Raw genomic sequence first — 24,768 nt, 5'->3', positions numbered from 1 at the left:
TAGGTTCAGCCGGAACCGCAGGACGGTCAGGCCTTCATCAGCCATTCGTGCTCGGGCGCATTGTGGAATTTCCACGTCCGCTTCGGCCCGGCCATCACATTGAGATAATAGAGGTCATAGCCGTGGCAGGCGGCGCAGGGGTGATAGCCCTTGGGCACCAGCACCACGTCGCCGTCCTCGATCGCCATGGCTTCGTCCAGCGCGCGCCGGCCATCCTTGTCGGCGTCGGTATAGACGCGCTGGAAGGCAAAGCCCTGCGGCGGGTTGAGGCGATGGTAGTAGGTCTCCTCTAGATAGGATTCAGCGGGCAGGTTGTCCTGGTCGTGCTTGTGCGGCGGGTAGCTCGACGTGTGGCCGCCGGGCGTGATGACCTCGACCACCAGCAATGAGTCGGCGGGCTGGCCTTCCGGCAGTATGTTGGTGACATAGCGCGTGTTGGTGCCCTTGCCCCGCACCTCCTGGCCGAGATCGTCCGGTCCGATCACCCGAACCGGCAGGCCACCGCCAAGGCCGGGCGCCGAGCACACGCCAAGTTCCAGCTCGGAATCGGCCGTCACCGACCAGTCCGATCCCTGCGGCACGTAGACGGACCACGGCTTGCCCTCGAAAGGCGACATGCGCTCGCCGAGCAGGCCGAGATCCTTGCCGGCGGCTGTCGCGGTACCCTTGCCGGTCACGAACACCAGGCAGACCTCACGGTCGTCCATCTTTCCCGAGGCGCTTTCGCCTGGTTTCAACCGATGCAGGTCGAAACCGACATAAGTCCAGCCGGCGCTTTTCGGCGTCACATGCGCGACGCGGCCATGGCCCTTGTCGGCTTTGACGAGCAGTTTGGACATTTTGTCTCTCCTATTCCAGTGGCTTGACGGGTTGCAGCTTGTCCAGGCCGACGATTTCACCGGTTGTTCAAAAGGATCATCGCAGACGCCTCAGATTGGCCGAGGCCCTCTCAACTTCGTCATCCTGGGGCGAAGCAGGAGCGAAGCTCCGTCGCGGAGACCCCAGGATGACGAAGCGAGAGGCGCTGCAAGCTAATCGCCTACGCGACCAGTCACTCCTTCGGTTCGGGCTCGGCCTCTTTTGCTTCAGCCGGCTTGTAGAGATAAAAAAACTGCCAGGCGCCGTAGCCGGCGAAACCGAGCGCGATCACGCCCCAGAACGGCGTGCCGGACGCGAATTCGATCACCGACCAGATCAGGCAGACGGCGACGACGGCGATGCGCCGCCAAAGCGGGCGGAAGAACGGGTGTTCATAATCTTTCATCGTGCCATCCGTAACTCAGCAATCTGTCCTCAGATAGACCGCGCGTCACCGTGAATCCAGCCTTCAGGCACTCGGAAAGCCTTGGGTCTCGACGGTGTAGCCGGCATCCGTCATCACCCGCATCAGCTCCTTGTAGCCGACCTGCGCCATCTTGAGCGGCGGGTTCTTCCTGGGATCCTGCTCGGCCTCGACCACGAACCAGCCTTCATAGCCATGGTCCGCGAAGCGCTGCACGATGGCGCCAAAATCGAGCGAACCGTCGCCCGGCACGGTGAAGGCGCCGAGCGCCACGGCGTCGAGGAAGGACTGCTTCGTACGGTCGAGCTTGTCGATCACATCCATGCGCACATCCTTCACATGGACATGGCTGATGCGCTTATGATGGTTGTCGATGGCGCGCAGCACGTCGCCGCCGGCAAACGCGAGGTGTCCGGCATCGAGCAGCAGCGGGATGCCTTCGCCGGAAAGGCGCATGAAGGCATCGAGCTCCCGCTCGGTCTCGACCACAGCCGCCATGTGATGGTGATAGGAAAGCGGCATGCCTTGCTCGGCACACCATTCTCCGAATTCCGTCAGGCGCCGCGCGTAGGCTTTCATCTCATCACTGGTGAGCTTCGGCTTGGTGGCGAGCGGCTTGGAGCGGTCGCCCTGGATCGAGCGGCCGACCTCGCCATAGACGATGCAAGGCGCGTCGACCGCCTTGAACAGGTCGATCATCGGCTGGATGCGGTCCTTGTTGGCAGTCATCTCCTCGTCGACCAGCGTGCCCGAGAACCAGCCGCCGCAGAGCGTCACGTCGGCGGCCTTCAGGATCGGCAGCATGATAGTGGGATCGTTGGGGAAGCGGCGGCCCATCTCCATGCCGGTGAAGCCGGCAGAGCGCGACTGGCGCAGACATTCCTCCAGCGACACGTCATCGCTGAGTTCGGCAAGATCGTCGTTCCACCATGCAATGGGGGACATGCCCAGTTTGGCTTTCAAGTCGTCACTCCGGTGCTAAAAACAGTTCAATTCTTGTTCGTTGGAGCCGCCCCTCATCCGCCTGCCGGCACCTTCTCCCCGTAAACGGGGAGAAGGGAGGAGCCTCGGCGCCGACATCAATCGCCGATGGTCTGCATCCGCCGTTTCTCATCATAGGCCTTGCGCGCCGCGTTCACCTGGCTGCGCGCCGACACTTCCGGCACCGCCACGTCCCACCAGTGACCGCCGGCGTCGGTGGAAACCAGCGGATCGGTGTCGATGACCAGCACGGTGGTGCGGTCGTTCTTCCTGGCCTTCTGCAGCGCGTTTTCCAGCTCGGCGATCGACGGCACCTTCTCGGCGATCGCCCCCATGCTCGCCGCGTGCGCGGCGAAGTCGATGTCGGGCAAAATATTGTGGCGCGAGTCCTTCAGGAGATTGTTGAAGTTCGCGCCGCCGGTCGCCATCTGCAGCCGGTTGATGCAGCCAAAACCCCTGTTGTCGAGCAGCACGATGGTCAGTTTCAAACCGAGCATCACCGAGGTGGCGATCTCGGAATTCAGCATCAGATAGGAGCCGTCACCGATCATGACCACGACCTCCTCGTCGGGCTTGGCCATCTTGGTGCCGAGCCCGCCGGCGATTTCGTAGCCCATGGTCGAGAAGCCGTATTCGGCATGGTAGGAGCCGGGCGCGCCCGCTTGCCAGAGCTTGTGCAATTCGCCGGGAAGGCCGCCTGCCGCGTGCAGCAGCGTCACGCCAGAGCCCATCGCGCGCTGCACGGCGCCGATCACCTGCGCATCGGAGGGGAAAGCGGCATTGGTCGAGGCCGTCACCTTGGCCGCATCGGCCTGCCAGGCTTTCTTGCCGGTGGCCGCATTGTCGGTCCAGGCGTCAGGCGCCTTCCAGCCTTGCAGCGCGGCGCCGAGTTCGGCGAGCCCTTCGGCCGCGTCGGCGACCAGCGGCAGCGCCCGGTGTTTGCCGGCGTCGAAAGGCTGCACGTTGAGCCCGATGATGGTCTTGCCGGACTTCTTGAACAGCGCCCACGAGCCGGTGGTGAAGTCCTGCAGCCGCGTGCCGATGGCGAGCACCACATCGGCCTCTTCCGCCAGCCGGTTGGCGGCCGAGGTGCCGGTGACGCCGACCGCCGCCATGTTGAGCCTGTGACCGTCCGGCAGCGAGGACTTGCCGCCTTGCGTCTCGCAGACCGGAATGCCCGCGCCTTGCGCGAATTTGGCCAGTTCATCGGAGGCTTGCGAATAGAGAACGCCGCCGCCGGCAATGATCAATGGCTTCCTGGCGCCCTTGAGTGCCGCGACGGCGGCCGCCAGTTCGCCGCGGTCCGGACGCGGCCGCCGCTGGCGCCAGACCCGCTCGGCAAAGAAGCTCTCGGGGTAGTCATAAGCCTCGGCCTGTACATCCTGGCAGAGCGACAGCGTCACCGGGCCGCAATCGGCCGGGTCGGTCAGCACCTGCATCGCGCGATTGAGCGCCGGGATGATCTGTTCTGGCCGCGTGATGCGGTCGAAATAGCGCGACACCGGCCGGAAGCAGTCGTTGACCGTCGCCGTGCCGTCGGAAAAATCCTCGGCCTGCTGCAGCACGGGGTCGGGAATGCGGTTGGCGAAGACATCGCCCGGCAAAAACAGGACGGGCAACCTGTTTACGTGGGCAAGTGCCGCCGCCGTCACCATGTTCAGCGCGCCGGGGCCGATCGAAGAGGTCGCGGCCATGAAGCGACGGCGGAAATTGGCCTTGCCATAGGCAATCGCCGCATGCGCCATCGCCTGTTCGTTGTGGGCGCGGAAGGTCGGCAGTTCGTCGCGCACCTGATAGAGCGCCTCACCGATGCCGGCGACATTGCCATGGCCGAAGATCGCCCAGACGCCGCCGAAGATCGGCGTTGTCTTGCCGTCGATCTCGGTCATCTGGCGGGACAGGAAGCGGGTCAGCGCCTGCGCCATCGTCAGGCGGATTGTCTTGCTCATGGTGTTTTCCTCCGCAGTCCTTATGCAGCGCCTTGTTATGCCGCCTTGCGGCCGCGCGCGGCAAGCCACGCTTCGGTCAGTTGTTCGAAGCGCGAGGCCATGTCGGCGACAGCCTCCTCATCCGACATCTTGCCGGCCAGCCATTGTTCGGCGGCATGGACGAAGATGGTGCGGCCGACGGCAAAGCCTTTCACGATGGGCGCCTTGGCGGTGGCGGCGAACGCCGCTTCCAGTTCGTCCTGCGGCGCTTCCAGGCCAAGCAGGACGATGCCGCGGCACCAGGGATCGTGCTTCAGGATCACCGCCTCGATCCTGGCCCAGGCGCCGCTCGACGCCTGCGGTTCGAGCTTCCACCAGTCGGGCTTGATGCCGAGCCCATAGAGTTCCTCCAGCGCGCGCGGGATCGTCGTATCGTCGAGCTTGCCATGCTTGCCGGCGATGATCTCGATGAGAAGTTCCCGGCCGACTTTGCGCGCGGCCTCGAACAGCGCGCGCAGCTTCTGCTGCTGTTCTTCCTTCAAGGCCGCCGGATCGTCCGGATGGTAGAAGCACAGGCACTTGATGCAGTGATCGACCGGCCATTCGGTGAGCTGCGAGCCGATGTCCTGCGAGAATTCGAAGCGCAGCGGCCGCGAGCCCGGCAGTTCCACCGGGCGTCCAAGCCAGGCGAAGGGATGCCGGGCGAACTCGAACATCGCCTCGCGGCCATGTTTCTCGTCGATCAGCATGCCATAGCCGTCGCGGCCGGCGGCGACCTTGGCCGCTGCCTTGACCGCCAGCACCTTGAAGTCGCGTATGCGCGCCGGATCGGCGCCGGTCTTGGCCGCTACATCCTCGAGCTGCACACGGTGATCGCAGGCGAGCGCCATCAGCGAGGGGATGTCGCGCCGGCGTGTCGTCGCCCAATGGATGTGGTTGATCGCCTCGTCCTTGCGCAGCGCGCGATGCTTGCTGCCGTTCTTGAGGAAGAACTGCAGCTCCTCGAAGGTCGGATATTCCGGCGCGCAGAGCAGCCGCGACACGGCGAAGGCGCCGCAGGCATTGGCCCAGGTCGCCGCGGTGGCAAGGCTTTCGCCGCCGAGCCAGCCACGCAGCAAGCCCGACATGAAGGCGTCACCGGCGCCCAGCACGTTGTAGATCTCGATCGGGAAACCCTCGCCGACGATGCCGTCCTCGAGATCGTCGCTGATCGGCCCGTCATAGACGATGCAGCCCATGGCGCCGCGCTTCAAGACGATGGTCGCCGAGGACAGGGCGCGGATCGCCTTCAGCGCGCTCAGGCAGTCGTCGGCGCCGGACGCGATCATGATCTCTTCCTCGGTGCCGACGATGAGGTCGCAATCGGGCAGCACCGTCTTCAACTGGGCCGAGACCCGGTCCGATTTGACATAACGCTCGAAACCTTCGGCATGACCGGCGAGACCCCACAGGTTCGGCCGGTAGTCGATGTCGAAGACCACCTTGCCGCCCCTGGCCTTCATGATGCGGATCGCCTTGCGCTGGGCGGCGTCGCTGTTGGGGCGGGAAAAGTGCGTTCCGGTGACGACGATCGCGCGGGCCGAGGAAATAAACGCCTCGTCGATGTCCTCTTCGGCCAGCGCCATGTCGGCGCAGTCCGAGCGGTAGAAGATCATCGGCGAAACGCCTTCGCTCTCGACCGAAAGCAGCACCAGCGCGGTCAGCCGCTCCTTGTCGGTCTTCAGCCCGTCGACATTGACGCCTTCGCGCTTCAGCTGTTCGCGGATGAAGCGGCCCATCTGCTCGTCGCCGACACGCGTCAGCAGTGCCGAGCGCAACCCGAGCCGCGCCGTGCCGACGGAGATGTTGGCCGGGCAGCCGCCGACCGACTTGGCGAATGAGGTGATGTCCTCAAGCCGCGAGCCGATCTGCTGGCCATAGAGGTCGACGGACGCGCGGCCGATGGTGATGACGTCGAGCGGCGCCTGTCTTGCGTCCACGGCTTCGCTCATTGGAACCTCCCGTCGGTCTTGTCGTCATGGACAACATTGTTTTGGGTAACACGCGCGAGCGGCAGCGTGGCGCCGGCAATATGAAATAATAATTCCAATCCATAGTCAATATGGAATGAGCATTCCCTAGGCTAAAATTGCCTTTTTGGGGTGCTCGATCAAGCCTTGCGCTTGCGAACAGCGTCGCGCCGCTTCTCGCCGACGCCGACGGTCAGCGCCATGGCCAGCGCCATTGTCGCCGACAGCGAGCGGAAGCCGGCGAAATCCGCCTCGGCAACCTCGAACCAGACCCTGGCGAACTGGGCGAGCGGCGAGAATGAGCTGTCGGTGATGGCAACGATCGGCACCCCTTGCTCGGCAATGGCGCGCGCCTCCTCGATCGTGGCCGGCGCGTAGGGCGAGAAGCTGATGGCGATGACGGCGTCCGCCGGCGTGGCGAAGCCGACCATCTCGGCATTCAGGCCGGCGGCCGATTCGATCAACTGGTTGCGGATCTTCAGCTTGCCAAGCGCATAGGCGATATAGGAAGCCACCGGATAGGAGCGCCGCTTGGCCAAGACATAGATGGTCTGCGCCTTTGCCAGCAGCGAAATCGCGTCTTCCAGATGCGCGTCATCCAGCGTGCGGGAAATATCGTTGAGCGAGGTGCTGGCGGCGGCGATGAAACCGTCGAAGATCGCCCGGTGACCGGCGCCGCCCTCGGCCTTGGCGCGCAGCGCTTGCAGCCGCTCGTCATAGGAGGAGTTGCGCTCGCGCAGCCGCTCGCGGAACACCTGCTGCAGGCTGGTAAAGCCGTCGAAACCGAGTTGCTGGGCAAAGCGGATCAGGGTCGAGGGCTGCACGCCGGCCGAAGCGGCGATGCTGGCGGCAGTGCCGAAGGCGATATCGTCGGGATTGTCGAGCGCGTAGGCGGCGATCTGGGCGATGCGCTTGGGCAAGCTCTCGCGCCGATCCAGAATAGTGGAGCGCAGTGTCTCGAAGTCGCGAGGTACCTGTTCGTCCATCGTCGCTCTGTTCAGGCTGTCCGGAAGCTCTCTCTGCCCCATCATAGCGGGCCTGCGCAAGAACGCCATAAAAAATGAGGCAGACATTCCATTCCTGGGGAAAATGGACTAATTCATCCACGCAGCATTCATGGCAGCGGAGGAACGAAAAAATGGTCGGCGTAGGTCTTATCGGCACGGGCTTCATGGGCAAATGCCACGCCATCGCGTGGAGCGCGGTCGGTGCGGTCTTTCCCGACGCGACCAAGCCAAGGCTCGTCCATCTCGGCGAGATCAATGAGGATCTCGCCAGGCGCAAGGCCGGCGAGTTCGGCTTCGCCAAGGCCTCCGGCGACTGGCGCGCCGTGGTCAATGATCCCGAAGTCGATATCGTCTCGCTCACCACGCCCAACCAGTTTCATCCGGAGATGGCCATCGCCGTCCTCGAAGCCGGCAAGCATCTGTGGTGCGAAAAGCCGATGGCCCCGAGCTTTGCCGAAGCCGAGGCGATGGCAGCCGCGGCCAAGAAATCAGGCAAGGTCGCGGCGCTTGGCTACAACTACATCCAGAGCCCGGCCATCCGTCACATCGGCGCACTGCTCGACGAAAAGATCATCGGCGAGGTCAGCCATCTGCGCATCGAGATGGATGAGGATTTCATGGCCGATCCCGAGGCGCTGTTCTTCTGGAAGCACGAGGCGACTTCCGGCTACGGCGCGCTCGACGATTTCGCCGTGCATCCGCTGTCGCTGGTCACGGTGCTGTTCGGCCGCGTCGCCAGTGTCATCTGCGACATGGCCAAGCCCTATGCCGACCGCAAGCTGGCGGCCGGCGGGCGCCGCGCGGTCGAGACCTACGACATCGCCAGCGTGCTGATGCATCTGGAAAACGGCGTTGCCGGCACGCTGCAGGTCAACCGCTCGGCCTGGGGCCGCAAGGGCCGCATCGCCATCCAGATCTTCGGCTCCAAGGGATCGATCCTGTTCGACCAGGAGCGGATGAACGAATTCCAGCTCTACCTGACGTCGGACCGGCCGACCGAACAGGGCTATCGCACCATATTGGTGGCGCCGCAGCATAAGCCCTATGATCTTTTCGTGCCGGCGCCCGGCCACAGCCTCGGCTTCAACGACCTCAAGATCATCGAATGCCACGAATTGCTGACGCGGCTTGCCGGCAAGCCGGCCCGGCTCATTGAGTTCGCCGAAGGGCTGGAGATCGAGCGCACCGTGCATGCGATGGCGCGTTCTTATGAGGAAAAGCGCTGGGTGGATGTTAGGTAGAGGCATGTAGTTCGTCGACATGGGAGGTTGCCGACGGTCCATTCGCCGTCGGCCGAAGCTTTCTCGATTTCGTCATCAATGGGCGGTAATCACCGCCGGCGTTTCCCATCCATCGACCCACACCTTCCGCAACCTATCGCCTTCGCCCTTGAAGCTTAACCCGGTCGGCTGGCAATCCTCGATACGGTCGCTGCGGAAGTTGCGGATTGCCTGGCGCAGCTCGCACCAGGCGACGATGTTGGCGGTCTCGGCGTAATAGATCAGCGCGATCGGGCGGATCAGGCGCTCGGAGGCACGGCCCAGCTCGTCGCGGTAGGAAAGGTCGAGCTTCTCCTCGTCGCGGATGGCGCGGCGCACCAGCGCCAGGTCGATCGTGCCGGCGGAGGGTGCGGCGAAGCCCCAGGCGTGCAACGCATTGGCCTCGAGCGTCTGACGCAAGGGCGGCGGCACCGCGCCGGCGATCTTGGCGCCGACGCGCTTGGCCGCCTGCTTGAGTTCGTCGTCTCCGGTGCGCTCCAGCAGCGCCAGCGACAGCACGATCGCCTCCATCTCCTCGATCGAGAACATCAGCGGCGGCAGGTCGAAGCCGGGGCGCAGTATGTAGCCGATGCCACGGCCGCCCTCGATCGGGACACGCATGGCCTGCAGTGCCGCGATGTCGCGGTAGATCGAGCGTATCGTCACTTCCAGCTGCCCGGCAATCATTGCCGCCGTCACCGGCCTGCTAGCCAGCCGCAGGATCTGAATGATCTCGAACAGGCGCGATGCCTTGCGCATTTTTCTCACCGGCTGCGATCACAACTGACACACCATCGTCAGTTGGCTCGATCTATAGGATCGCCCATCGGCTTGAAAATCAACAAATTCCTTGGCGGCACGCCGGCAGGAGGCGACAGGCAACTGACATGAGCTACGCGGAAAATCTCTGGCTTTTCTTTCTTCTCCTGTTCGGCATCATCGCCGTTCCAGGCATGGACATGCTGTTCGTGCTTGCCAATGCGCTGACCGGTGGGCGCGACAGGGGCCTAGCGGCGACCGGCGGCATCATGGTCGGCGGCATGGTGCACACGCTGAACGGCGCTGTCGGCGTCGGCCTGCTCATGCATTTCGTGCCGATCCTGTTCAAGCCACTGCTGCTTGCCGGCGCCGCCTACATGGCATTCATCGGCCTCACTCTGATGCGCAGCTCGATCACCGTCGGGCATGACGGACCTGCCGGCAGCCGTTCCGCATGGAAGGCGTTTCGCCAAGGTTTCGTGACCTGCCTGATCAATCCGAAGGCCTATCTCTTCGTCCTGGCTGTCTACCCGCAGTTCCTGAAACCGCACTATGGTCCGATCTGGATGCAGGCGACGATCATGGGCCTGCTAACCGTGCTGACGCAGGCCGCGATCTATGGCGGGCTCGCCATATCAGCCGGCCGCAGCCGCAAGCTGCTGGTCGCCAATCCGCGAGCGACAGCATTCGCCGGCCGGGCGGCCGGGCTGCTGCTGTTTGCGGTCTCCGTGTTCACAGCATGGGAAGGCTTGAGGGCGGCGTAATTCCGGTTGGCGCCGCCCCTCCCGCATCTCCATCGTATCAGGCTGCCCCTTGCCGGCTGTCCAGCATGGCGCGGCGGGCCGAGCGGCGCCATTCGACGGCGCCGGCAAGACCGTGCAGCACGGTCTCGGTTGTCGCCCAGTCGATGCAGCCATCAGTGATGCTCTGGCCGTAGACCAGCGGCTTGCCGGCCACGACGTCCTGCCGGCCGGCGACGAGATTGCTCTCGATCATGACGCCGATGATGCGCTCGTCGCCCGCCGCCACCTGACCAGCGACATCGGCCGCCACTTTCGGCTGATTCTCGGGCTTCTTGCTCGAGTTGGCGTGGCTGACGTCGATCATCAGACGGGGCGCGATGCCGATACGGGCGAGTTCCACGGATGCGGCCTCGACGCTTGCCGCGTCATAGTTGGGCTGAACACCGCCGCGCAGGATGACATGGCAATCCTCGTTGCCCGTCGTCGCCGCGATGGCGCTGCGTCCGCCCTTGGTCACCGCCATGAAATGGTGTGGTTGGGCGGCCGACTTCACCGCCTCGCCGGCGATCCTGAGATTGCCGTCGGTGCCGTTCTTGAAGCCGACCGGGCAGGAGAGACCCGAGGCCAGCTCACGATGGATCTGGCTCTCGGTCGTGCGCGCGCCGATGGCGCCCCAGGCGACGAGGTCGGCAATGTATTGCGGGGTCGTCATGTCGAGGAATTCGGTCGCCGCCGGCAGGCCGAGATTGTTGACGGCGGAAAGCACGTTGCGCGCCATCCGCAGCCCCTTGTCGATGTTGAAGCTGCCGTCGAGGTCGGGATCGTTGATCAGGCCCTTCCAGCCGACCGTCGTGCGCGGCTTTTCGAAATAGACCCGCATCACGATCTCGAGCCGGTCGGCCAGGGCCTCGCGCAGCGCCGCCAGACGGCTGGCATAGTCAACGGCCGCGACCGGATCGTGGATGGAACAAGGGCCGACGATGACAACAAGTCGATCGTCGGCCCCTGCCAGGATGGAATGGATGGCGTTGCGCGAGGCGGCAACGGTGCGTGTCGCCGTCAGTGAGCGCGGTATCTCGCGCATCACCTCTTCCGGCGTGCTCAGCAGTCTAAGTTCCTTGACCCGAAGGTCGTCTGTGGTGGTCAACACGGCTTTCTGCTCCTGTTAGAGCAATTCCAGGAAAAGTGCGTAGCGGTTTTCCGTCCGGAATTGCGTAAAACTATGTTTGGGAACCTGCCGGCTGACACAAAAAAGCCGCCAGGTCTGGCGGCTGTTCGGATCTTGTTGCTGCAATCTTCAGATCGAGCGCAATCCTCCCGCCGCCAGCGAGCTCCTAAAGTACCAATACGTGGCGGTCAGGTTGATCATGCGGCTCATATAGTGGAAGCGGGGGCGTTTGTCACGCGGCTTGATGAGGCAACGCATTGCCTCAGTTTGCGATGTGCTCCTGGCCCTGGGGGAACCAGATGCCGCGCCGGAGCCAGTTGGTGCTGCCCAAATTTGGCAGGACGTGATTTTGGTCGAGATCGTTCATGTCCTTGATGATCTCGATGCTGACGATTTTCTGGGCGGATCCGAAGGCAAGCTCGAAGAGGTGCAGGGCGTCTGCTTTCGACCGTGCGGTGACGCCGACACCGAGATGACCACTTATCGTGATCCAGTACGGGTGCATCGAGACGTCCTCCTGTAACAAGGGGACATTGGTCGCTTTCGAGGACCGACATGCAAAGGCCGAACGGCTCATGCGGTCCAGGGATCGAAGAGTTCAATTCCAAAGCCTTCGAAATCCCTGGTGTTGCGCGTTGCCAAAGTCAGTTCCTGTGCAATCGCGGTGGCTGCGATCAGTCCGTCCATCGACGACAGACCGCGACCCCGACGCTTCGCAAGGCCCATCAGGTCGCCCCAAGCCAAGGCAACCAGCTCGTCCACCGGAAGAACCCTCTGCTCGAAGCGCTGCGGCAAGTCCCGAGTGAGCCATTCGGCCAACGCCTCGCGTTTGCGGCCCTCATCCATGAGGGCGACGCCGCGCCGGATCTCGGCGATCGACACGACGCTGATGAACGAGCGGTCCTCATCAAGCCCGTCCAGCCAATCCAAAACGCGTGCGTCCGGCGACGGCCTTGTCACCTCGGACAGGACATTCGTGTCGAGCAGCAATCTCACAACGGCAGATCACGCGGTTCGTCGCGTTGACGTTCAAGGTCGAGATCGGCGCCGCGCAGCGGCGACTCCAGCAGAAACTCCGCAAGCGTACCCTTGCGCGCGGTCTTCCGCTGCCATTCCTCGGCCGAGACCACAACCACGCTTGGTTTGCCATTTCTGGTGATTGTCTGAGGCGACGACTGCGCGCGCTCGATAACCTCCGAGAGCCGGGCTTTTGCACCGGCGACTGTCCAGTTGGTGCCTTCTTTGGGCGCAGACAGCATTTCGATCCCCGTGACCATTCTGACTATCTTGACTATATGGGAATAGCGACGCGCCGGCAACAGGGGCCGGCGCTTGGCAGAACTGCTTCTGGACGTGGACTACTCGGTTGTCGCTATTCCGGCGACGATCCCGCGACGCTCTGGTCGTAGTCGACCAGCGATCCGGTCATAACGCCCGATTGCGGGCTGATCATGTAGCTGATCAGCCGCGCGAGTTGGTCCGGCTTGACCAACTGGCCCATCGGCTGCGCGGCCTCGGCCTTCGCCAGCCAGTCGTCGGGCGCATCGTGCCATTTCTTCTGCACGATGTCCTCGCCTTCGGTGTCCATCCATCCGGGCAGTACGGCGTTGCAGCGGATGCGGTTGAAGCGATAGGCGTTGGCGACGTTCTTGGTCAGCGTCATCAGCGCGCCCTTGCTGGTCGAATAGGGCGTCAGGAACGACTGCCCGGTATGCGCGGACATCGACAGCACGTTGACGATCGAGCCGGGCGCCTTCTTCTCCAGGAGATGCGCCACCACGCCCTGCATCAGGAAAAACGGGCCGCGCACATTGGTTGCGAAGATCTGGTCGAAGAGCTCTTCCGATGTCTCGACCAGCGAGCCGCGCGCGGAGGTGGCCGCCGCGTTGACCAGCGCGTTGATGCTGCCGAAATGCGAGAGCGCGGTGGCGACCGCGCGCTTGCAGTCGGCAACCTTCGAAAGGTCGGCGCTAATGAAGATGGCGTCAACGCCTGATTTCTTGAAATGGGCGACTGCCTTGTCACCCTTCTCCTGCGAGCGGCCGATGAGCGCCAGCGCCCGGCAGCCCTCGTCGGCCAGGGCTTCGGCAACGGCAAAGCCGATGCCTTGCGCACCGCCGGTGACGATGGCGCGTGTGTTCGAATTGCGATCGGCGGATGCACTCATCGCTCTGCTCCTGTGCGTTGGGTCCGGATGCGTTCTTACTTGTCCAAGCGGACGGTCTTGCCCGTGGTCGCAGACTTCAGCGCCGCATCGGCCAGCCTGAGCGCCACGAGGCCGTCCGCGCCGCTCGGCGCCGCCTTCTTGCCTGAAGTCGCCGCGGTGATGAAGGCGGCGATCTCGTTGGCGTAGGCGTCGAGGTAGCGGGTCATGAAGAAATCGTGCAGCGGCGGGCGCGTATAGCCCTTCTCGTTGGCCAGCTCGATCGACACCGGCCGCTGATTCTCGGCCGCCACCATGCCCTTGGAGCCATGCACCTCGATGCGCTGGTCGTAGCCATAGGTGGCGCGGCGCGAATTGGAGATGACGGCCTGCTTGCCCGATGCGGTTTCAAGGATGACGCTGACCGAGTCGAAATCGCCGGCTTCGCCGATTTTCTTGTCGACCAGCACCGAGGCATGCGCGCTGACCGCGACGGGCTCCTCGCCGAGCAGGAAGCGCGCCATGTCGAAATCATGGATGGTCATGTCGCGGAAAATGCCGCCGGAGCGGGCGATATAATCGAGTGGCGGGGCGCCGGGATCGCGCGACGTGATGGTGACCATCTCGACCGTGCCGATGGCGCCGTCGTCGATCGCCTTGCGCACGGCGGCGAAATGCGGATCGAAGCGCCTGTTGAAGCCGACCATCAGCGTCGCCTTGGCCTTGTCGACCACGGCCAGGCACTGCTCGACCCGCTTGACGTCGAGGTCGATCGGCTTCTCGCAGAAGATCGCCTTGCCGGCCTTGGCGAAACGCTCGATCAGATCGGCATGCGTGTCGGTCGGCGTGCAGATGACGACCGCGTCGATGTCTTTCGATTTTTCGATGGCGTCGATGGTGCGCACCTCGGCGCCATAGGCACCAGCCAATTCGCTCGCCGCCTTCTCGAAAGCGTCGGCAACGGCGACCAGTTTTGCCTGGGGGTTGGAACCGACGGCGCGGGCGTGGACCTTGCCGATGCGGCCGGCACCAAGGAGGGCGAAGCGAACAGTCATGGAAATTTCCTCTGGGGATGGTTCGAAGCGAGGCGCCGGTCATGGGCGCTAGATGATTTTCCGGTCAAGACAAATCGACGGGAAGGCGATGACCGTCGCCTCCGCGCCCGGCCTCAGGCCGCGAGTTCCGCCTCGCCGGTCTTGGCGCCGGTGATGTACGATACGATGTCCTGCCCGTCGGTATTCTCCTTGCGCAGATTGGCGACGATGCGGCCGCGCCGGAACACCACGATGCGGTCGCAAAGGTCGAACACCTGACGCATGTTGTGGCTGATCAGGATCAGCGGCTCGCCATTGTCCTTCAGCGTGCGGATGATGTTTTCGACCTGCGCGGTCTCCTGCACGCCAAGCGCTGCCGTCGGCTCGTCCATGATGATCAGCTTGGAGGCGAAGGTCGCCGTCCTGGCGATCGCCACGCACTGGCGCTGGCCGCCCGACATATGGCGGATGGTGTTGGAAAGATTGGGGATCTTCACCGCCGTGCGGACCAGCGCCGCTTCGGTCGCCTTGCGCATGTATTTGCGGTCGAGGATCGAGAACGGCCCGAGATTGAACAGTACTTTTTCGCGGCCGAGAAACAGGTTCGACGGCACGTCGAGATCGTCGGCCAGCGCCAGATTCTGGAACACCGTCTCGATGCCCGCCTCGCGCGCCTCGATCGGGCCGGCGAAATTCACTTCCTTGCCGTCGAACCAGACCTGGCCGCTGGTCCGCTGCTCGACGGCGGTGATCTGGCGCACGAAGGTCGACTTGCCGGCGCCGTTGTCGCCCATGATGGCGACATGCTCGCCCTTGCGCAGCTCGAAGTTGGCGCCTTCGAGCGCATGCACGCCGCCATAGCGCTTGGTCAGGTTTTCGGTCTTCAGGACGATATCTGACATGGTCAAGCCCTCAATGCCCGCATGCGCTGGCGCCACTGGTCGAGAACGACCGCGCCGACGATGATCACGCCCTTGACCATCTCCTGGTAGTAGGCGTCGAGGCGCAGGAAGGTGAAGCCGGAGATGATGACGCCGAAGATCAGCGCGCCGATCACCGTGCCGATGATGGAGCCACGGCCGCCCGACAGCGAGACGCCGCCGATGACCGCCATGGCGATGGCGTCGAGTTCGTACATCACGCCCATGCCGGCCTGGGCGGTAAGGTTTTTGGAGGACAACACCACGGCGGCGAGCGCGGCGAGAATGCCGGCGATGACGTAGACGAGGATCTTGTGGTTGGCGATCTTGATGCCGGACATGCGTGCGGCATCCTCATTGGAGCCGATCGCGTAGCAATGCTTTCCGTACCTGGTGTAGGTCATGATCAGCTGGAACAGCACGGCCAGCGACAGGAAGATGATGACGGGCATCAGGCCCTTGCCGATCGCGGCGAAACTGTCTGTCGGGAACGAGATCGGCTGGCCCTTGGACCACCATTTGGCGATGCCGCGCGCGGTGACCATCATGCCGAGCGTGGCGATGAAGGGCGGAATGCGCGTGTAGGCGATCAGCGCGCCGTTGACGAAGCCGGCGAGCAGGCCGCAGCCGATCGCCACCAGCACCGGCACGATCACCGGCAGGTCGGTCCAGCCCTGCGCCAGGAACATCGCCTTGGGATTCGGGTTGCCGTTGACGGTCGCCACCTGGGCGAAGCTCATGGCGATCATGGCGGTCGCGCCGACGATCGAGCCCGACGACAGGTCGATGCCACCTGTAATGATCACCTGCGTGACGCCGATGGCGATGATGCCGACGATCGACACCTGGAGGATGATGATCTGCAGGCGGGCCTCGTTGAAGATGCCGGAGACGTCGCTACGGGTGTTGAACAGGAAGCTGTCGCCGAGGAAAATCCGGCCGATCAGTTCGAAGATGACGACGAGGATGACGAGCGCCAGGAAGACGTTGAATTCGGCCGGCCATGTGCGCTTCTTGGCGTCATAGCTGACCCCGCCAACGCCGTGAGATGTCTGTGCCAATCTTCTATCCTCCGTCAGCCGCGGCCGTTCCTCGAGCACCTGTCAGGCGCCGAGGGAAAGAGGAGCGGCGCTGTCTTTGCGCGAGAGCGCCGCTCCGTATGTCCGCGGCTCAGTTCTTCTTCAGGAACTTGTCGATGTTTGCCGGGGTGACGAGCTGGAACGGGACATAGACCTTGTGTTCGACCTTCTCGCCCTTGGCCAGCTTGAGCGCTGCATCCAGCGCGCCGGCGCCCTGGCCGGCCGCATCCTGGAACACGGTGGCGTCGAGGTCGCCGGCCTGCATGGCGGCAAGCGCGTCCTGGGTGGCGTCGACGCCGCCGACGACAACCGACTTCATGTCGATGTTGGCGGCCTTCATCGCCTGGATGGCGCCGATGGCGCTTTCGTCATTGTTGGCGATGACGCCGTCGAACTTCTTGCCGGTCGACAGCCAGTTGGTCATCAGGTTCTGGGCCTGGTCGCGATCCCAGTTCGAGGTCTGCTTGTCGATGATCTTGATGAAGCTGCAGTCCGGCGTGGCGATCACCTCTTCAATGTCCTTGGTGCGCTGCACGGCGGCCTGATTGGAAAGCTCGCCCATGATCACATAGACATTGGCTTCCTTCTTGCCGGCTTCCTTGAACAGGCGGCAGATTTCCTTGGTTTCGAGCGTGCCGGAATCAGCTTCGTTGGAAGCGACAAAGGCCTGGTTGTCGGGCAGCTTGTCGACGTTGACCGGTTCGCGGTTGACATAGACCAGCGGGATCTTGGCGGCGGCGGCGGCGTCGGACATCGCCTGGGTGGCCGAGGTGTCGACCGGGTTGACGATGATGGCATCGACGCCCGAAGCGGCGAAGTTCTTGATCTGGTCGAGCTGTTTGGCGACGTCGTTCTGTGCGTCCTCGACCTGCAACTCGACGCCGCTCATGCCCTTGGCCTGCTCGATCATGCCGTTGCGCAGCACGGTGAGGAAATTGTCGTCGAACTTGGCCATCGAGACGCCGATCTTGGCGGCCATGGCCGATGAACTCATCAGCGCCGCGAAGGCGACGCCCAAAAGCAGTTTCTTCATTGTATCTCTCCTCCACTTTTGGTGTCCGGTTGCACCGATGTCTCCGGAATCCCCGATCTGCCTGGGGAATCTCTCCCTGATATCCATTTCGTTCCGCGGCGCTCCGCCACCGGCTGGACGCCGAACTGCCTCTTGAAACGGATGTTCCGGAACGAAAGAACCAAAACATACATCTAGTGAAATATTTATTCCATTTGAGGTTGAGCCGTCAAGGGCGATTCCAAACTCGGGCGCGCGATTTTCGGCCTGCTCTGATAGATTCTATCATTTCTGGCGGGCGGTTCGCGGCGGCGGACTGCAGGAGCGTTCTGTCGCTTCATCGAAACGCCCTATCTCTCGTCCTGGCGCGTCCCGGACGGAAAGCCGCTGCGCATTTTCCCGAAATGCTTCAGATGTTTTCCGGCAAATAGATGTCGAAGGGCAGGAAGATCTGACCCGGCGCATTGGCCGCGCCGGCTTCGATGGCATGCGCCATCCGATCGACGAGCTCACGACAGAGCGCGGCAAGCGGCGTCGAGATCACCATGGTAAGGATGTTGTCGGCGAGCGCGGCGCGCGATTCGGCGTTGATCTCGTTGCAGACGACCACCGGCATGTTGCCAGGCTTCGCTGCCCGCAGCGCCGAGACGGCGCCCTCCATGCCGCCGCCGGCGACGTAGCAGCCGACGAGATCCGGATACCGCGCCAGAAGATCGATCATCGCGTCATGGGTTACCTGATTGGCCTCGAGATTGACCAACGTCTCCAGCACGCTGAAATCCGGCGCATGCTCGCGGAAGAAGGAGCGGAAGCCGATCTCCCGCAGCTCATGGCCATGGAAGCGATGGCTGCCGACGAAAAGGGCGACCTTGCCAGGCGCCCTCGCCGCCCTGGCGATCATCCAGGCCGCGGTGCGGCCGACCTTGCGGTTGTCGAGGCCGACATAGCCCTCACGGACGCCGGCGGCGAAGTCGGACAGCAGGGAGAAGACCGGCAGTCCCCTGGCCTTGAGCGCCTCCACGACCGCGGTCAGCGTCGGATGGTCCGGGCCGACCACGGCAATGGCCCGCGATCTCGCCGCCAGCCTGCGCATCTGGGCGGCGATGTCGTCCGGGGCCAGGGAGCTGGCGAAATCGACGGTTGCGACGCCGCGGAAGCGCTGCGATTGCGCGACCGCCAGTTCGAGTTCCCGAGCGAAATCACCATAGAAAACGTCATTGCCCCGAAGCAGCAGAAAGCCCAGACGATACTCGGGCAGTTCCTGGCGCATCCGCTGCTTGATCAGGCCGGCGGCGTGATAGCCGATCTCGGTCGCGGTTTCGTAGACGCGGCGCGCGGTTTCCTCACGTACCGGGAGGCGATTATTGAGCACGCGGTCCACCGTGGCAACGCTGACGCCGGAGACGCGCGCCAGATCAGTGATGGTCGGCCGTTTCGCCATGATCGCCCTCGTTCGATTGCCTGATATCGATACCTCACTTTGATAGGAAATGATAGAAACTATCTTTATGATGTTGAGTCTATCATGGCTCGGCGTTATTTCTGAGCAAGGAGTTCGTTGGTGATCGGCATTCGCATGGCGAATGCCCTGCCTTGGGAGGCAATCATGACCGCAGCGCCGTCCCGGCGTGATTACAGCCTGATCGGCCGCGACGCCCGGCTTGCGGTCGAACGCGGGCTGTCGGCGGCCGAGTGGTATCATACCGACATTCCTCGCAAGCAGATGAAGGAGCTGATGCAGCGCTCCGATGGCCCGGCGATCCGCGACACGGCGATCTGGCTGGCCGCCCTCATCATCAGCGGTGCCGGCGCTGCCTGGTTCTGGGGCAGCTGGTGGTGCGTGCCGTTCTTCTTCGCCTATGGCGCGCTCTACGGCTCATCCACCGATTCCCGCTGGCACGAATGCGGCCACGGCACGGCGTTCCGCACGCAGTGGATGAATGACGCAGTCTATCAGATCGCCTGCTTCATGATCATGCGCAATCCGGTGACCTGGCGCTGGAGCCACACGCGCCATCACACCGACACCATCATCGTCGGCCGCGATCCTGAGATTTCGGTCATGCGGCCGCCGGACCTGGTGCGCCTCGTTCTCGCTTTTGTCGGCGTGCTCGACGCCTGGCATGCGATATCAGACATGCTGCGCAATGCCGCCGGCAACGTCAGCGCGGCGGAGAAGACCTTCATTCCCGAACAGGAGCAGCCCAAAGCGATCCGTGCTGCCCGCATCTGGACGGCGATCTATGCCGCGACCATCGCGCTGGCGCTCTCCACCGGATCTTTCCTGCCCCTGATGCTGGTCGGCCTGCCCAGGGTTTATGGCGCCTGGCATCACGTGATGGCCGGCCTGCTGCAGCATGGCGGCCTTGCCGACAACGTCACCGACCATCGGCTGAACAGCCGCACCGTCTACATGAACCCGATCAGCCGCTTCATCTACTGGAACATGAATTACCACGTCGAGCATCACATGTTCCCGATGGTGCCCTACCATGCGCTGCCGAAGCTGCACGCGCTGATCAAGCACGATTTGCCGGCGCCGACGCCCTCGATCCTGGCCGGCTACCGCGAGATGATCCCGGTCTTCCGCCGCCAGCTGCGCAACGAGGATTATTTCCTCAAGCGCGAGCTGCCGCCGACCGCCAGGCCGTACCGCGAGGAATTCCATAACGACGCAGTCGCGGTCGCGGCTGAATAATCACGCGCCGCCGTGCGATCCCAGGGGAGGACTGAATGAACGATTGGGTCGCGGCTTGCGCCGCCGGTGACATCGACGAAGAGGACGTGATGCGCTTCGATCATGGCGGGCGCACCTTCGCCATCTATCGCAGCCCGGACGACGAATATTTCGCCACCGACGGACTTTGCACGCATGAGAAGGTGCATCTCGCCGATGGGCTGGTGATGGACGACATCATCGAATGCCCCAAGCACAATGGGCGCTTCAACTACAAGACCGGCGCGGCCAGGGGCGCGCCGGTTTGCGTCAACCTCAGGACCTATCCGGTCAAGGTCGACGCCGGCAAGGTCCTGGTTCAGATCGGATGACCGAAATGGCACCCGGGATGGTGATCATCGGAGCCGGCGAATGCGGCGGACGGGCCGCGCTTGCCTTGCGCGATCTCGGCTATGACGGGCCGGTGACGCTGGTCGGCGACGAGCCGCATCTGCCCTATGAACGTCCGCCTCTGTCCAAGGAGGCGATGGCCAGCGACGCGCCCGCAATCAAGGCGATCGCCAGCGACGAGATCCTGACCGAAAAATCGATCCGGCACGTCCATTCCGTCCAGGCCGTGGCGATCGAGCGCGCGTCGCACACGGTGCGCCTGTCGGACGGTTCGGTGCTGGCCTACGACAAGCTGCTGCTGGCCACCGGTTCGACGCCGCGCAAGCTGCCGATGCCTGGCCTTGGCGCGCGCTGCGTCTATCTCAGAACATTCGCCGACGCGCTGGCCATCCGCGCCCATCTTCGTGGCGGCAACCGCATCGCCATCATTGGCGGCGGGTTCATCGGCCTTGAACTTGCGGCAGCCGCGCGCAAGCTCGGCGCCTCGGTCACCGTCATCGAGGCGCAGCCACGTATCCTGATGCGCGGCGTTCCGGCCGAGATCGCCGAAATCATCCATGAAGCGCATGTCGCCGAGGGTGTCGACGTGGTCTGCGGGGAAGGCATCGCCTCCATCGCCGACGAGGGCAAGGAGGTGCGGGTGACGCTCGCCGGCGGGCGCGAAATATCGGCCGACCTCGCGGTGATCGGCATCGGCGCCGTGCCGGTGACCGGGCTCGCGGCCGAAGCCGGCCTGACCATTGAAAACGGCATATCAGTCGATGCCTGCCTGCAAACCGCTGATCCCGACATCTTCGCCGCCGGCGATTGCTGCTCGTTTCCGCTCGCCGTCTATGGGGGCCGCCGCGTGCGGCTAGAGGCCTGGCGCAATGCACAGGAACAGGGCGCACTGGCGGCAAAGAACATGCTTGGCGCCGGCGAGGCGCATGCGGCGGTGCCGTGGTTCTGGTCGGATCAGTATGGCCTGTCCCTGCAGATCGCGGGGTTGTCCGACGAAGGCCGCCGCACCGTGCGCCGCGATCTCGGTGACTGCGCCTTCATCCTCTTCCATCTCGCCGAGGACGGCAGGCTGGTGGCGGCGAGCGGCATCGGCCCGGGCAATGCGGTCGCCCGCGACATAAGGCTGGCCGAAATGCTGATCGGCAAGCGGGCCAAGCCGGCGCCGGAGGCGCTGGGATCGCCTGAGGTCAAGCTGAAGGCGTTGCTGGCGGCCTGAGTGAAGTTGGCCGCCCTCTCCCTTGTTGCAGGGCAATTGCGTATGAACTGCGTCGACCCCTACCCGGATCTTTCGGTCCGATCTCGCCACGAAGAGGAGGTAGAGGTCCTTAGAACAGCGCCTTGAGCTCCGCCAACTTATCGTTGACGAGCCAGCCGTAATAATTCTCTTCCGGCAACTTCTCCGGCTCACCGGTGGCGCGGCGCCTGTCGTTTTCCGCCTTCAGCGCATAGGCGCGCTGCTCCGGATTGCCGACATTGTAGAGTGTGGCTGTCACGCCCGGATTGCCGGAGATGTCGAAGCCGGCGATGCTCTTATAGGCGTCGATCGACTTTTTGATCGTCGCCGCGACATAGGGCAGCGTCAGGTCCGGATCCATGATGGTCTTGTAGACCGAATTGGGATCGGAGACATCGAGCTTCGGCAGGCCCGACACCTTGTGTACGAGATCGCTCATCTGCAGGGCGGTCAGGGGATTGAGCTGGCCGAGGCCGAAGGTCTGGCCGGCATAGTAGGGCTGGAAGAAGGTGGCGCCGAAACGGTTGTCGGGGAAATCCTCGCCGCCGACAGTCTTGCCGCGAAACGAGCGGTTCCAGACCTGTTCGCGGCATTCCCACAGATCGTAGCTGTCCGAAATCGCGGCGCATTTCTTGAATTCCGGCCGCTGCACGAAATCGGTGATGTCCTCGCCGTCATAGGCGAAGGAGAGCTTGCTCGAGAGGTAGGAGATCGCCTTGACGTAATAGGTCTGCAGCCGGTCGTAGGCGTCGACATTGTAGGTGTGCTCGCCGACGATGGCGCCGACGATGTGCATGGGGTCGATGCCATAGGCGCTTGCTGCCTTCTTGATCTTGGCGCGCAGATCGGCGTCGTTCTGCAGCAGCGCGTAGACCTTGCGGTACTTCGCCTGGAAGGTGGTGTTGGTCGCCTGCGTGCGGCGGCTCGAGGCGCCGGGGATGTCTGGCTGCTCGGTATTGCGGTTTCCCGCCGGCACCAATGTCGCCGCGTCGGCGGCGAACAGCGTCGCCGCCAGCGTCAAGCCGAGAATGACCAAGATGAGTTTTTTCATGCGCCGCCGCCTAGAGAATTGCGGCGCAAACTAGGTAAAGCACCTGGTCGAGTCGAGAGCGCCCCATCATCCGGCGAGACGAAAGGTGGCCAGATGGTACCATCTGGCCACACATGGCTCCTGCCGGACGTTGTTGCATGACCGCGCCGGCCTGCTCCGGCGCCCTCGTTCAAAGGATGAACCGCGACAAATCCGTGTTTCTGGAGAGGTCGCCGACATGCTTCTGGACATAGGCGGCGTCGATGGTGACCGCCGTGCCCTTGCGGTCCGGCGCATCATAGGAGATGTCGTCCAGCACCCGCTCCATCACCGTCTGCAGCCGCCTCGCGCCGATGTTCTCGATGCTGGCGTTGAGATCGACGGCGACGCCGGCGAGCGAATCGATGGCGTCGTCGGTGAAGGTGAGCTCAACCCCTTCGGTCTTCATCAGCGCGATATACTGCTTGATCAGGCTCGCCTCGGTCTCGGTCAGGATGCGGACGAAGTCCTCCTTCTCCAGCGCGCGCAGCTCGACGCGGATCGGCAGGCGGCCCTGCAGTTCCGGCAGCAGGTCGGACGGCTTGGACACATGGAAGGCACCGGAAGCGATGAACAGGATGTGGTCCGTCTTCACCGGCCCGTATTTGGTCGCCACCGTCGTGCCTTCGACCAGCGGCAGCAGGTCGCGCTGCACGCCTTCACGCGAAGGGCCGCCCGAAATGTCCGACCTGGCGGCGATCTTGTCGATCTCGTCGAGGAAGACGATGCCGTCATTCTCCGTTGCGTCGAGCGCGCGGCGCACCACCTCGTCCTGGTCGAGCAGCTTGTCGGACTCGTCGCCGACCAGCAGGTCGTAGGACTCCTTCACCGTGGTCTTGCGCAGCTTGGTCTTCTTGCCGCCCATCGCCTTTGACAGCATGTCGTTGATGTTGAGCACGCCGATATTGGCGCCCGGCATGCCGGGAATCTCGAAGCCGGGCATGCCGCCATTGCCGGTGTCGGCCACTTCGATCTCGATTTCCTTGTCGTCGAGCTCACCCTCGCGCAGCTTCTTGCGGAAGCTATCGCGCGTCGCCGGGCTCGCCGTCTTGCCGACCAGCGCTTCCAGCACCCGTTCCTCGGCGTTGACATGAGCGCGCGCTTTCACGTCCTCGCGCATCTTCTCGCGCATCAGGCCGATGGCGATCTCGACCAGGTCGCGGATGATCTGTTCGACGTCGCGGCCGACATAGCCGACCTCGGTGAACTTGGTCGCCTCGACCTTGACGAACGGCGCGCCGGCGAGCCGCGCCAGGCGGCGCGAAATCTCGGTCTTGCCGACACCGGTCGGGCCGATCATCAGGATGTTCTTCGGCATCACCTCTTCGCGCATCTGGCCTTCGAGCTGCTGGCGGCGCCAGCGGTTGCGCAGAGCGATGGCCACGGCGCGCTTGGCGTCCTTCTGGCCGATGATGAAGCGGTCGAGTTCCGAAACGATTTCGCGGGGAGAAAATGTGCTCATATCACTAAATTCCACTTTGCCACTGCTTGATGGCCTCGAACGGATGCAGCAGCATGATCACGTTGAGTGTAAGATTGTCCCGGATGAGATAGCCGGTACCCAGTTCGAAGAGGATGGCGAGGCTGACGATCACCCATATAGGTAGCCTTCGCGCCATGACAAATCCCAGCACCATGGCCAGTGTGTCGGACACCGAATTGATGATGCTGTCGCCGTAATAATCGAGCGAAATGGTGCCGGCGCGGTAGCGCTCGATGATGAACGGGCTGTTTTCGAGGATTTCCCAGCCTCCCTCGACGAGGACGGCGAATGCCAGCCGCAAGCCGATCGGCGAACGCGGGAACAGGAACCGGGCCAGCGCGTAGAACAGGAAGCCGTGGATGATGTGCGAAAAGGTGTACCAGTCCGAAATGTGCTGGGAATTCTCCGAACTGTTCACCACGCCATGCCAGAGCTTGACATAGCCGCAGGTACAGATCGGCGGATGGCCCATCAGGTAGAGCGTGACGGCCTGGGCGACGAGCAGGCCGGCGACGATCAGCAGCCCCATCCGCCAGCTATCCTCGTAAGCGGAAAGGCTCTTGTCCTCGCTGGCCGTGACCATGTCCTGAA

Annotated in this window: 25 protein-coding genes; 5 read left to right on the top strand and 20 right to left on the bottom strand. The window is 63.5% G+C overall.

The features are described 5' to 3' along the window. Positions 1-26 precede the first annotated feature (26 nt). The 6 genes from iolB to O7B34_RS16665 form a co-directional block, all read right to left on the bottom strand. Entirely contained in the window at positions 27-839 is an 813-nt protein-coding gene (gene iolB, locus O7B34_RS16690) for a 5-deoxy-glucuronate isomerase (protein WP_337147087.1), read from the bottom strand. A 212-nt stretch (positions 840-1,051) separates the two neighbouring features. Next, the gene (locus tag O7B34_RS16685; RefSeq protein WP_337147086.1) at positions 1,052-1,264 is read right to left on the bottom strand and encodes a DUF3329 domain-containing protein; all 213 of its coding nucleotides are present in this window, start codon (positions 1,262-1,264) and stop codon (positions 1,052-1,054) included. Positions 1,265-1,327: 63 nt separating this feature from the next. Then, the gene (iolE, locus tag O7B34_RS16680) at positions 1,328-2,245 is read right to left on the bottom strand and encodes a myo-inosose-2 dehydratase (protein ID WP_337147085.1); all 918 of its coding nucleotides are present in this window, start codon (positions 2,243-2,245) and stop codon (positions 1,328-1,330) included. A 116-nt stretch (positions 2,246-2,361) separates the two neighbouring features. Beyond that, on the bottom strand, positions 2,362-4,212 hold the full coding sequence (iolD, locus tag O7B34_RS16675) for a 3D-(3,5/4)-trihydroxycyclohexane-1,2-dione acylhydrolase (decyclizing) (RefSeq protein WP_337147084.1): 1,851 nt from the start codon (positions 4,210-4,212) through the stop codon (positions 2,362-2,364). 35 nt (positions 4,213-4,247) lie between these two features. Further along, complete coding sequence (locus O7B34_RS16670) at positions 4,248-6,182, bottom strand: bifunctional 5-dehydro-2-deoxygluconokinase/5-dehydro-2-deoxyphosphogluconate aldolase (protein WP_337147083.1); 1,935 nt, start codon at positions 6,180-6,182, stop codon at positions 4,248-4,250. Positions 6,183-6,340: 158 nt separating this feature from the next. Next, on the bottom strand, positions 6,341-7,186 hold the full coding sequence (locus O7B34_RS16665) for a MurR/RpiR family transcriptional regulator (protein ID WP_337147082.1): 846 nt from the start codon (positions 7,184-7,186) through the stop codon (positions 6,341-6,343). A gap of 152 nt (positions 7,187-7,338) precedes the next feature. Between O7B34_RS16665 and O7B34_RS16660 the strand changes: the two genes are divergently transcribed. Continuing rightward, positions 7,339-8,448 (top strand): Gfo/Idh/MocA family protein, encoded by a 1,110-nt coding sequence (locus O7B34_RS16660; RefSeq protein WP_337147081.1) that lies wholly within the window; start codon positions 7,339-7,341, stop codon positions 8,446-8,448. 75 nt (positions 8,449-8,523) lie between these two features. Here the strand turns inward: O7B34_RS16660 and O7B34_RS16655 are convergent, their stop codons facing one another. Beyond that, positions 8,524-9,225 carry a helix-turn-helix transcriptional regulator gene (locus O7B34_RS16655; protein ID WP_337147080.1) on the bottom strand — a complete coding sequence of 234 codons (702 nt, stop codon included), beginning with the start codon at positions 9,223-9,225 and terminating at the stop codon, positions 8,524-8,526. 128 nt (positions 9,226-9,353) lie between these two features. Here O7B34_RS16655 and O7B34_RS16650 point away from each other — a divergent pair, with 128 nt between their 5' ends. Next, a complete protein-coding gene (locus O7B34_RS16650; RefSeq protein ID WP_337140934.1) occupies positions 9,354-9,989 on the top strand; it encodes a LysE family translocator in 636 nt (211 codons plus the stop codon). 37 nt (positions 9,990-10,026) lie between these two features. Here O7B34_RS16650 and O7B34_RS16645 read toward each other — a convergent pair whose 3' ends face one another. From O7B34_RS16645 to O7B34_RS16600, 10 genes are all read right to left on the bottom strand, one after another. Continuing rightward, the gene (locus O7B34_RS16645; RefSeq protein ID WP_337147079.1) at positions 10,027-11,118 is read right to left on the bottom strand and encodes a 3-deoxy-7-phosphoheptulonate synthase; all 1,092 of its coding nucleotides are present in this window, start codon (positions 11,116-11,118) and stop codon (positions 10,027-10,029) included. Between the two features lie 280 nt (positions 11,119-11,398). Continuing rightward, entirely contained in the window at positions 11,399-11,641 is a 243-nt protein-coding gene (locus O7B34_RS16640) for a hypothetical protein (protein WP_337147078.1), read from the bottom strand. A gap of 68 nt (positions 11,642-11,709) precedes the next feature. Next, on the bottom strand, positions 11,710-12,132 hold the full coding sequence (locus tag O7B34_RS16635; RefSeq protein ID WP_337147077.1) for a type II toxin-antitoxin system VapC family toxin: 423 nt from the start codon (positions 12,130-12,132) through the stop codon (positions 11,710-11,712). Continuing rightward, positions 12,129-12,413, bottom strand: coding sequence for a type II toxin-antitoxin system Phd/YefM family antitoxin (locus tag O7B34_RS16630; protein ID WP_337140943.1), 285 nt, complete (start codon positions 12,411-12,413; stop codon positions 12,129-12,131). The genes O7B34_RS16635 and O7B34_RS16630 overlap by 4 nt, the downstream gene beginning before the upstream one ends. A 95-nt stretch (positions 12,414-12,508) precedes the next feature. Beyond that, a complete protein-coding gene (locus tag O7B34_RS16625; RefSeq protein ID WP_337147075.1) occupies positions 12,509-13,303 on the bottom strand; it encodes an SDR family oxidoreductase in 795 nt (264 codons plus the stop codon). Positions 13,304-13,338: 35 nt separating this feature from the next. Beyond that, positions 13,339-14,334 (bottom strand): inositol 2-dehydrogenase, encoded by a 996-nt coding sequence (iolG, locus tag O7B34_RS16620; protein WP_337147074.1) that lies wholly within the window; start codon positions 14,332-14,334, stop codon positions 13,339-13,341. 113 nt (positions 14,335-14,447) lie between these two features. After that, a complete protein-coding gene (locus O7B34_RS16615; RefSeq protein WP_023772158.1) occupies positions 14,448-15,215 on the bottom strand; it encodes an ATP-binding cassette domain-containing protein in 768 nt (255 codons plus the stop codon). A 2-nt stretch (positions 15,216-15,217) separates the two neighbouring features. Next, the gene (locus tag O7B34_RS16610; protein ID WP_027142420.1) at positions 15,218-16,294 is read right to left on the bottom strand and encodes an ABC transporter permease; all 1,077 of its coding nucleotides are present in this window, start codon (positions 16,292-16,294) and stop codon (positions 15,218-15,220) included. 109 nt (positions 16,295-16,403) lie between these two features. Continuing rightward, entirely contained in the window at positions 16,404-17,345 is a 942-nt protein-coding gene (locus O7B34_RS16605; protein WP_337147073.1) for a sugar ABC transporter substrate-binding protein, read from the bottom strand. 388 nt (positions 17,346-17,733) lie between these two features. Further along, positions 17,734-18,765: a LacI family DNA-binding transcriptional regulator gene (locus tag O7B34_RS16600; protein WP_027142422.1), complete on the bottom strand. Its 1,032-nt coding sequence runs from the start codon at positions 18,763-18,765 to the stop codon at positions 17,734-17,736. Positions 18,766-18,930: 165 nt separating this feature from the next. On the opposite strand from O7B34_RS16600, the gene O7B34_RS16595 reads away from it, so the two are divergent. Genes O7B34_RS16595 through O7B34_RS16585 form a run of 3 tightly spaced genes read left to right on the top strand, consistent with a single transcriptional unit; the run spans position 18,931 to position 21,607 of the window. Next, the gene (locus tag O7B34_RS16595) at positions 18,931-20,022 is read left to right on the top strand and encodes a fatty acid desaturase family protein (protein WP_337147072.1); all 1,092 of its coding nucleotides are present in this window, start codon (positions 18,931-18,933) and stop codon (positions 20,020-20,022) included. 35 nt (positions 20,023-20,057) lie between these two features. After that, on the top strand, positions 20,058-20,372 hold the full coding sequence (locus O7B34_RS16590; RefSeq protein ID WP_337147070.1) for a MocE family 2Fe-2S type ferredoxin: 315 nt from the start codon (positions 20,058-20,060) through the stop codon (positions 20,370-20,372). Next, on the top strand, positions 20,369-21,607 hold the full coding sequence (locus O7B34_RS16585; protein WP_337147068.1) for an NAD(P)/FAD-dependent oxidoreductase: 1,239 nt from the start codon (positions 20,369-20,371) through the stop codon (positions 21,605-21,607). The genes O7B34_RS16590 and O7B34_RS16585 overlap by 4 nt, the downstream gene beginning before the upstream one ends. A gap of 109 nt (positions 21,608-21,716) precedes the next feature. Here the strand turns inward: O7B34_RS16585 and O7B34_RS16580 are convergent, their stop codons facing one another. From O7B34_RS16580 to O7B34_RS16570, 3 genes are all read right to left on the bottom strand, one after another. Beyond that, complete coding sequence (locus tag O7B34_RS16580) at positions 21,717-22,676, bottom strand: DUF1402 family protein (protein ID WP_337147066.1); 960 nt, start codon at positions 22,674-22,676, stop codon at positions 21,717-21,719. 169 nt (positions 22,677-22,845) lie between these two features. After that, positions 22,846-24,156 (bottom strand): ATP-dependent protease ATPase subunit HslU, encoded by a 1,311-nt coding sequence (hslU, locus tag O7B34_RS16575; protein WP_337147064.1) that lies wholly within the window; start codon positions 24,154-24,156, stop codon positions 22,846-22,848. Between the two features lie 4 nt (positions 24,157-24,160). Continuing rightward, positions 24,161-24,760: a DUF2585 domain-containing protein gene (locus O7B34_RS16570; RefSeq protein ID WP_337147063.1), complete on the bottom strand. Its 600-nt coding sequence runs from the start codon at positions 24,758-24,760 to the stop codon at positions 24,161-24,163. Positions 24,761-24,768: the final 8 nt, after the last annotated feature.

The organism is Mesorhizobium sp. Cs1299R1N3 (assembly GCF_037179625.1).
GTDB classification, from domain to species: Bacteria; Pseudomonadota; Alphaproteobacteria; order Rhizobiales; family Rhizobiaceae; genus Mesorhizobium; species Mesorhizobium salmacidum.
This window is presented reverse-complemented; position numbering and strand designations above follow the sequence as displayed.

Excerpts from the sequence above, each read along its gene's own strand:
- iolB (WP_337147087.1), bottom strand. The coding sequence starts at position 839 with ATGTCCAAACTGCTCGTCAAAGCCGACAAGGGCCATGGCCGCGTCGCG.
- O7B34_RS16685 (WP_337147086.1), bottom strand. The coding sequence starts at position 1,264 with ATGAAAGATTATGAACACCCGTTCTTCCGCCCGCTTTGGCGGCGCATC.
- iolD (WP_337147084.1), bottom strand. The coding sequence starts at position 4,212 with ATGAGCAAGACAATCCGCCTGACGATGGCGCAGGCGCTGACCCGCTTC.
- O7B34_RS16670 (WP_337147083.1), bottom strand. The coding sequence starts at position 6,182 with ATGAGCGAAGCCGTGGACGCAAGACAGGCGCCGCTCGACGTCATCACC.
- O7B34_RS16665 (WP_337147082.1), bottom strand. The coding sequence starts at position 7,186 with ATGGACGAACAGGTACCTCGCGACTTCGAGACACTGCGCTCCACTATT.
- O7B34_RS16660 (WP_337147081.1), top strand. The coding sequence starts at position 7,339 with ATGGTCGGCGTAGGTCTTATCGGCACGGGCTTCATGGGCAAATGCCAC.
- O7B34_RS16655 (WP_337147080.1), bottom strand. The coding sequence starts at position 9,225 with ATGCGCAAGGCATCGCGCCTGTTCGAGATCATTCAGATCCTGCGGCTG.
- O7B34_RS16650 (WP_337140934.1), top strand. The coding sequence starts at position 9,354 with ATGAGCTACGCGGAAAATCTCTGGCTTTTCTTTCTTCTCCTGTTCGGC.
- O7B34_RS16640 (WP_337147078.1), bottom strand. The coding sequence starts at position 11,641 with ATGCACCCGTACTGGATCACGATAAGTGGTCATCTCGGTGTCGGCGTC.
- O7B34_RS16630 (WP_337140943.1), bottom strand. The coding sequence starts at position 12,413 with ATGGTCACGGGGATCGAAATGCTGTCTGCGCCCAAAGAAGGCACCAAC.
- O7B34_RS16625 (WP_337147075.1), bottom strand. The coding sequence starts at position 13,303 with ATGAGTGCATCCGCCGATCGCAATTCGAACACACGCGCCATCGTCACC.
- iolG (WP_337147074.1), bottom strand. The coding sequence starts at position 14,334 with ATGACTGTTCGCTTCGCCCTCCTTGGTGCCGGCCGCATCGGCAAGGTC.
- O7B34_RS16615 (WP_023772158.1), bottom strand. The coding sequence starts at position 15,215 with ATGTCAGATATCGTCCTGAAGACCGAAAACCTGACCAAGCGCTATGGC.
- O7B34_RS16605 (WP_337147073.1), bottom strand. The coding sequence starts at position 17,345 with ATGAAGAAACTGCTTTTGGGCGTCGCCTTCGCGGCGCTGATGAGTTCA.
- O7B34_RS16600 (WP_027142422.1), bottom strand. The coding sequence starts at position 18,765 with ATGGCGAAACGGCCGACCATCACTGATCTGGCGCGCGTCTCCGGCGTC.
- O7B34_RS16595 (WP_337147072.1), top strand. The coding sequence starts at position 18,931 with ATGACCGCAGCGCCGTCCCGGCGTGATTACAGCCTGATCGGCCGCGAC.
- O7B34_RS16590 (WP_337147070.1), top strand. The coding sequence starts at position 20,058 with ATGAACGATTGGGTCGCGGCTTGCGCCGCCGGTGACATCGACGAAGAG.
- O7B34_RS16585 (WP_337147068.1), top strand. The coding sequence starts at position 20,369 with ATGACCGAAATGGCACCCGGGATGGTGATCATCGGAGCCGGCGAATGC.
- O7B34_RS16580 (WP_337147066.1), bottom strand. The coding sequence starts at position 22,676 with ATGAAAAAACTCATCTTGGTCATTCTCGGCTTGACGCTGGCGGCGACG.
- hslU (WP_337147064.1), bottom strand. The coding sequence starts at position 24,156 with ATGAGCACATTTTCTCCCCGCGAAATCGTTTCGGAACTCGACCGCTTC.
- O7B34_RS16570 (WP_337147063.1), bottom strand. The coding sequence starts at position 24,760 with ATGGTCACGGCCAGCGAGGACAAGAGCCTTTCCGCTTACGAGGATAGC.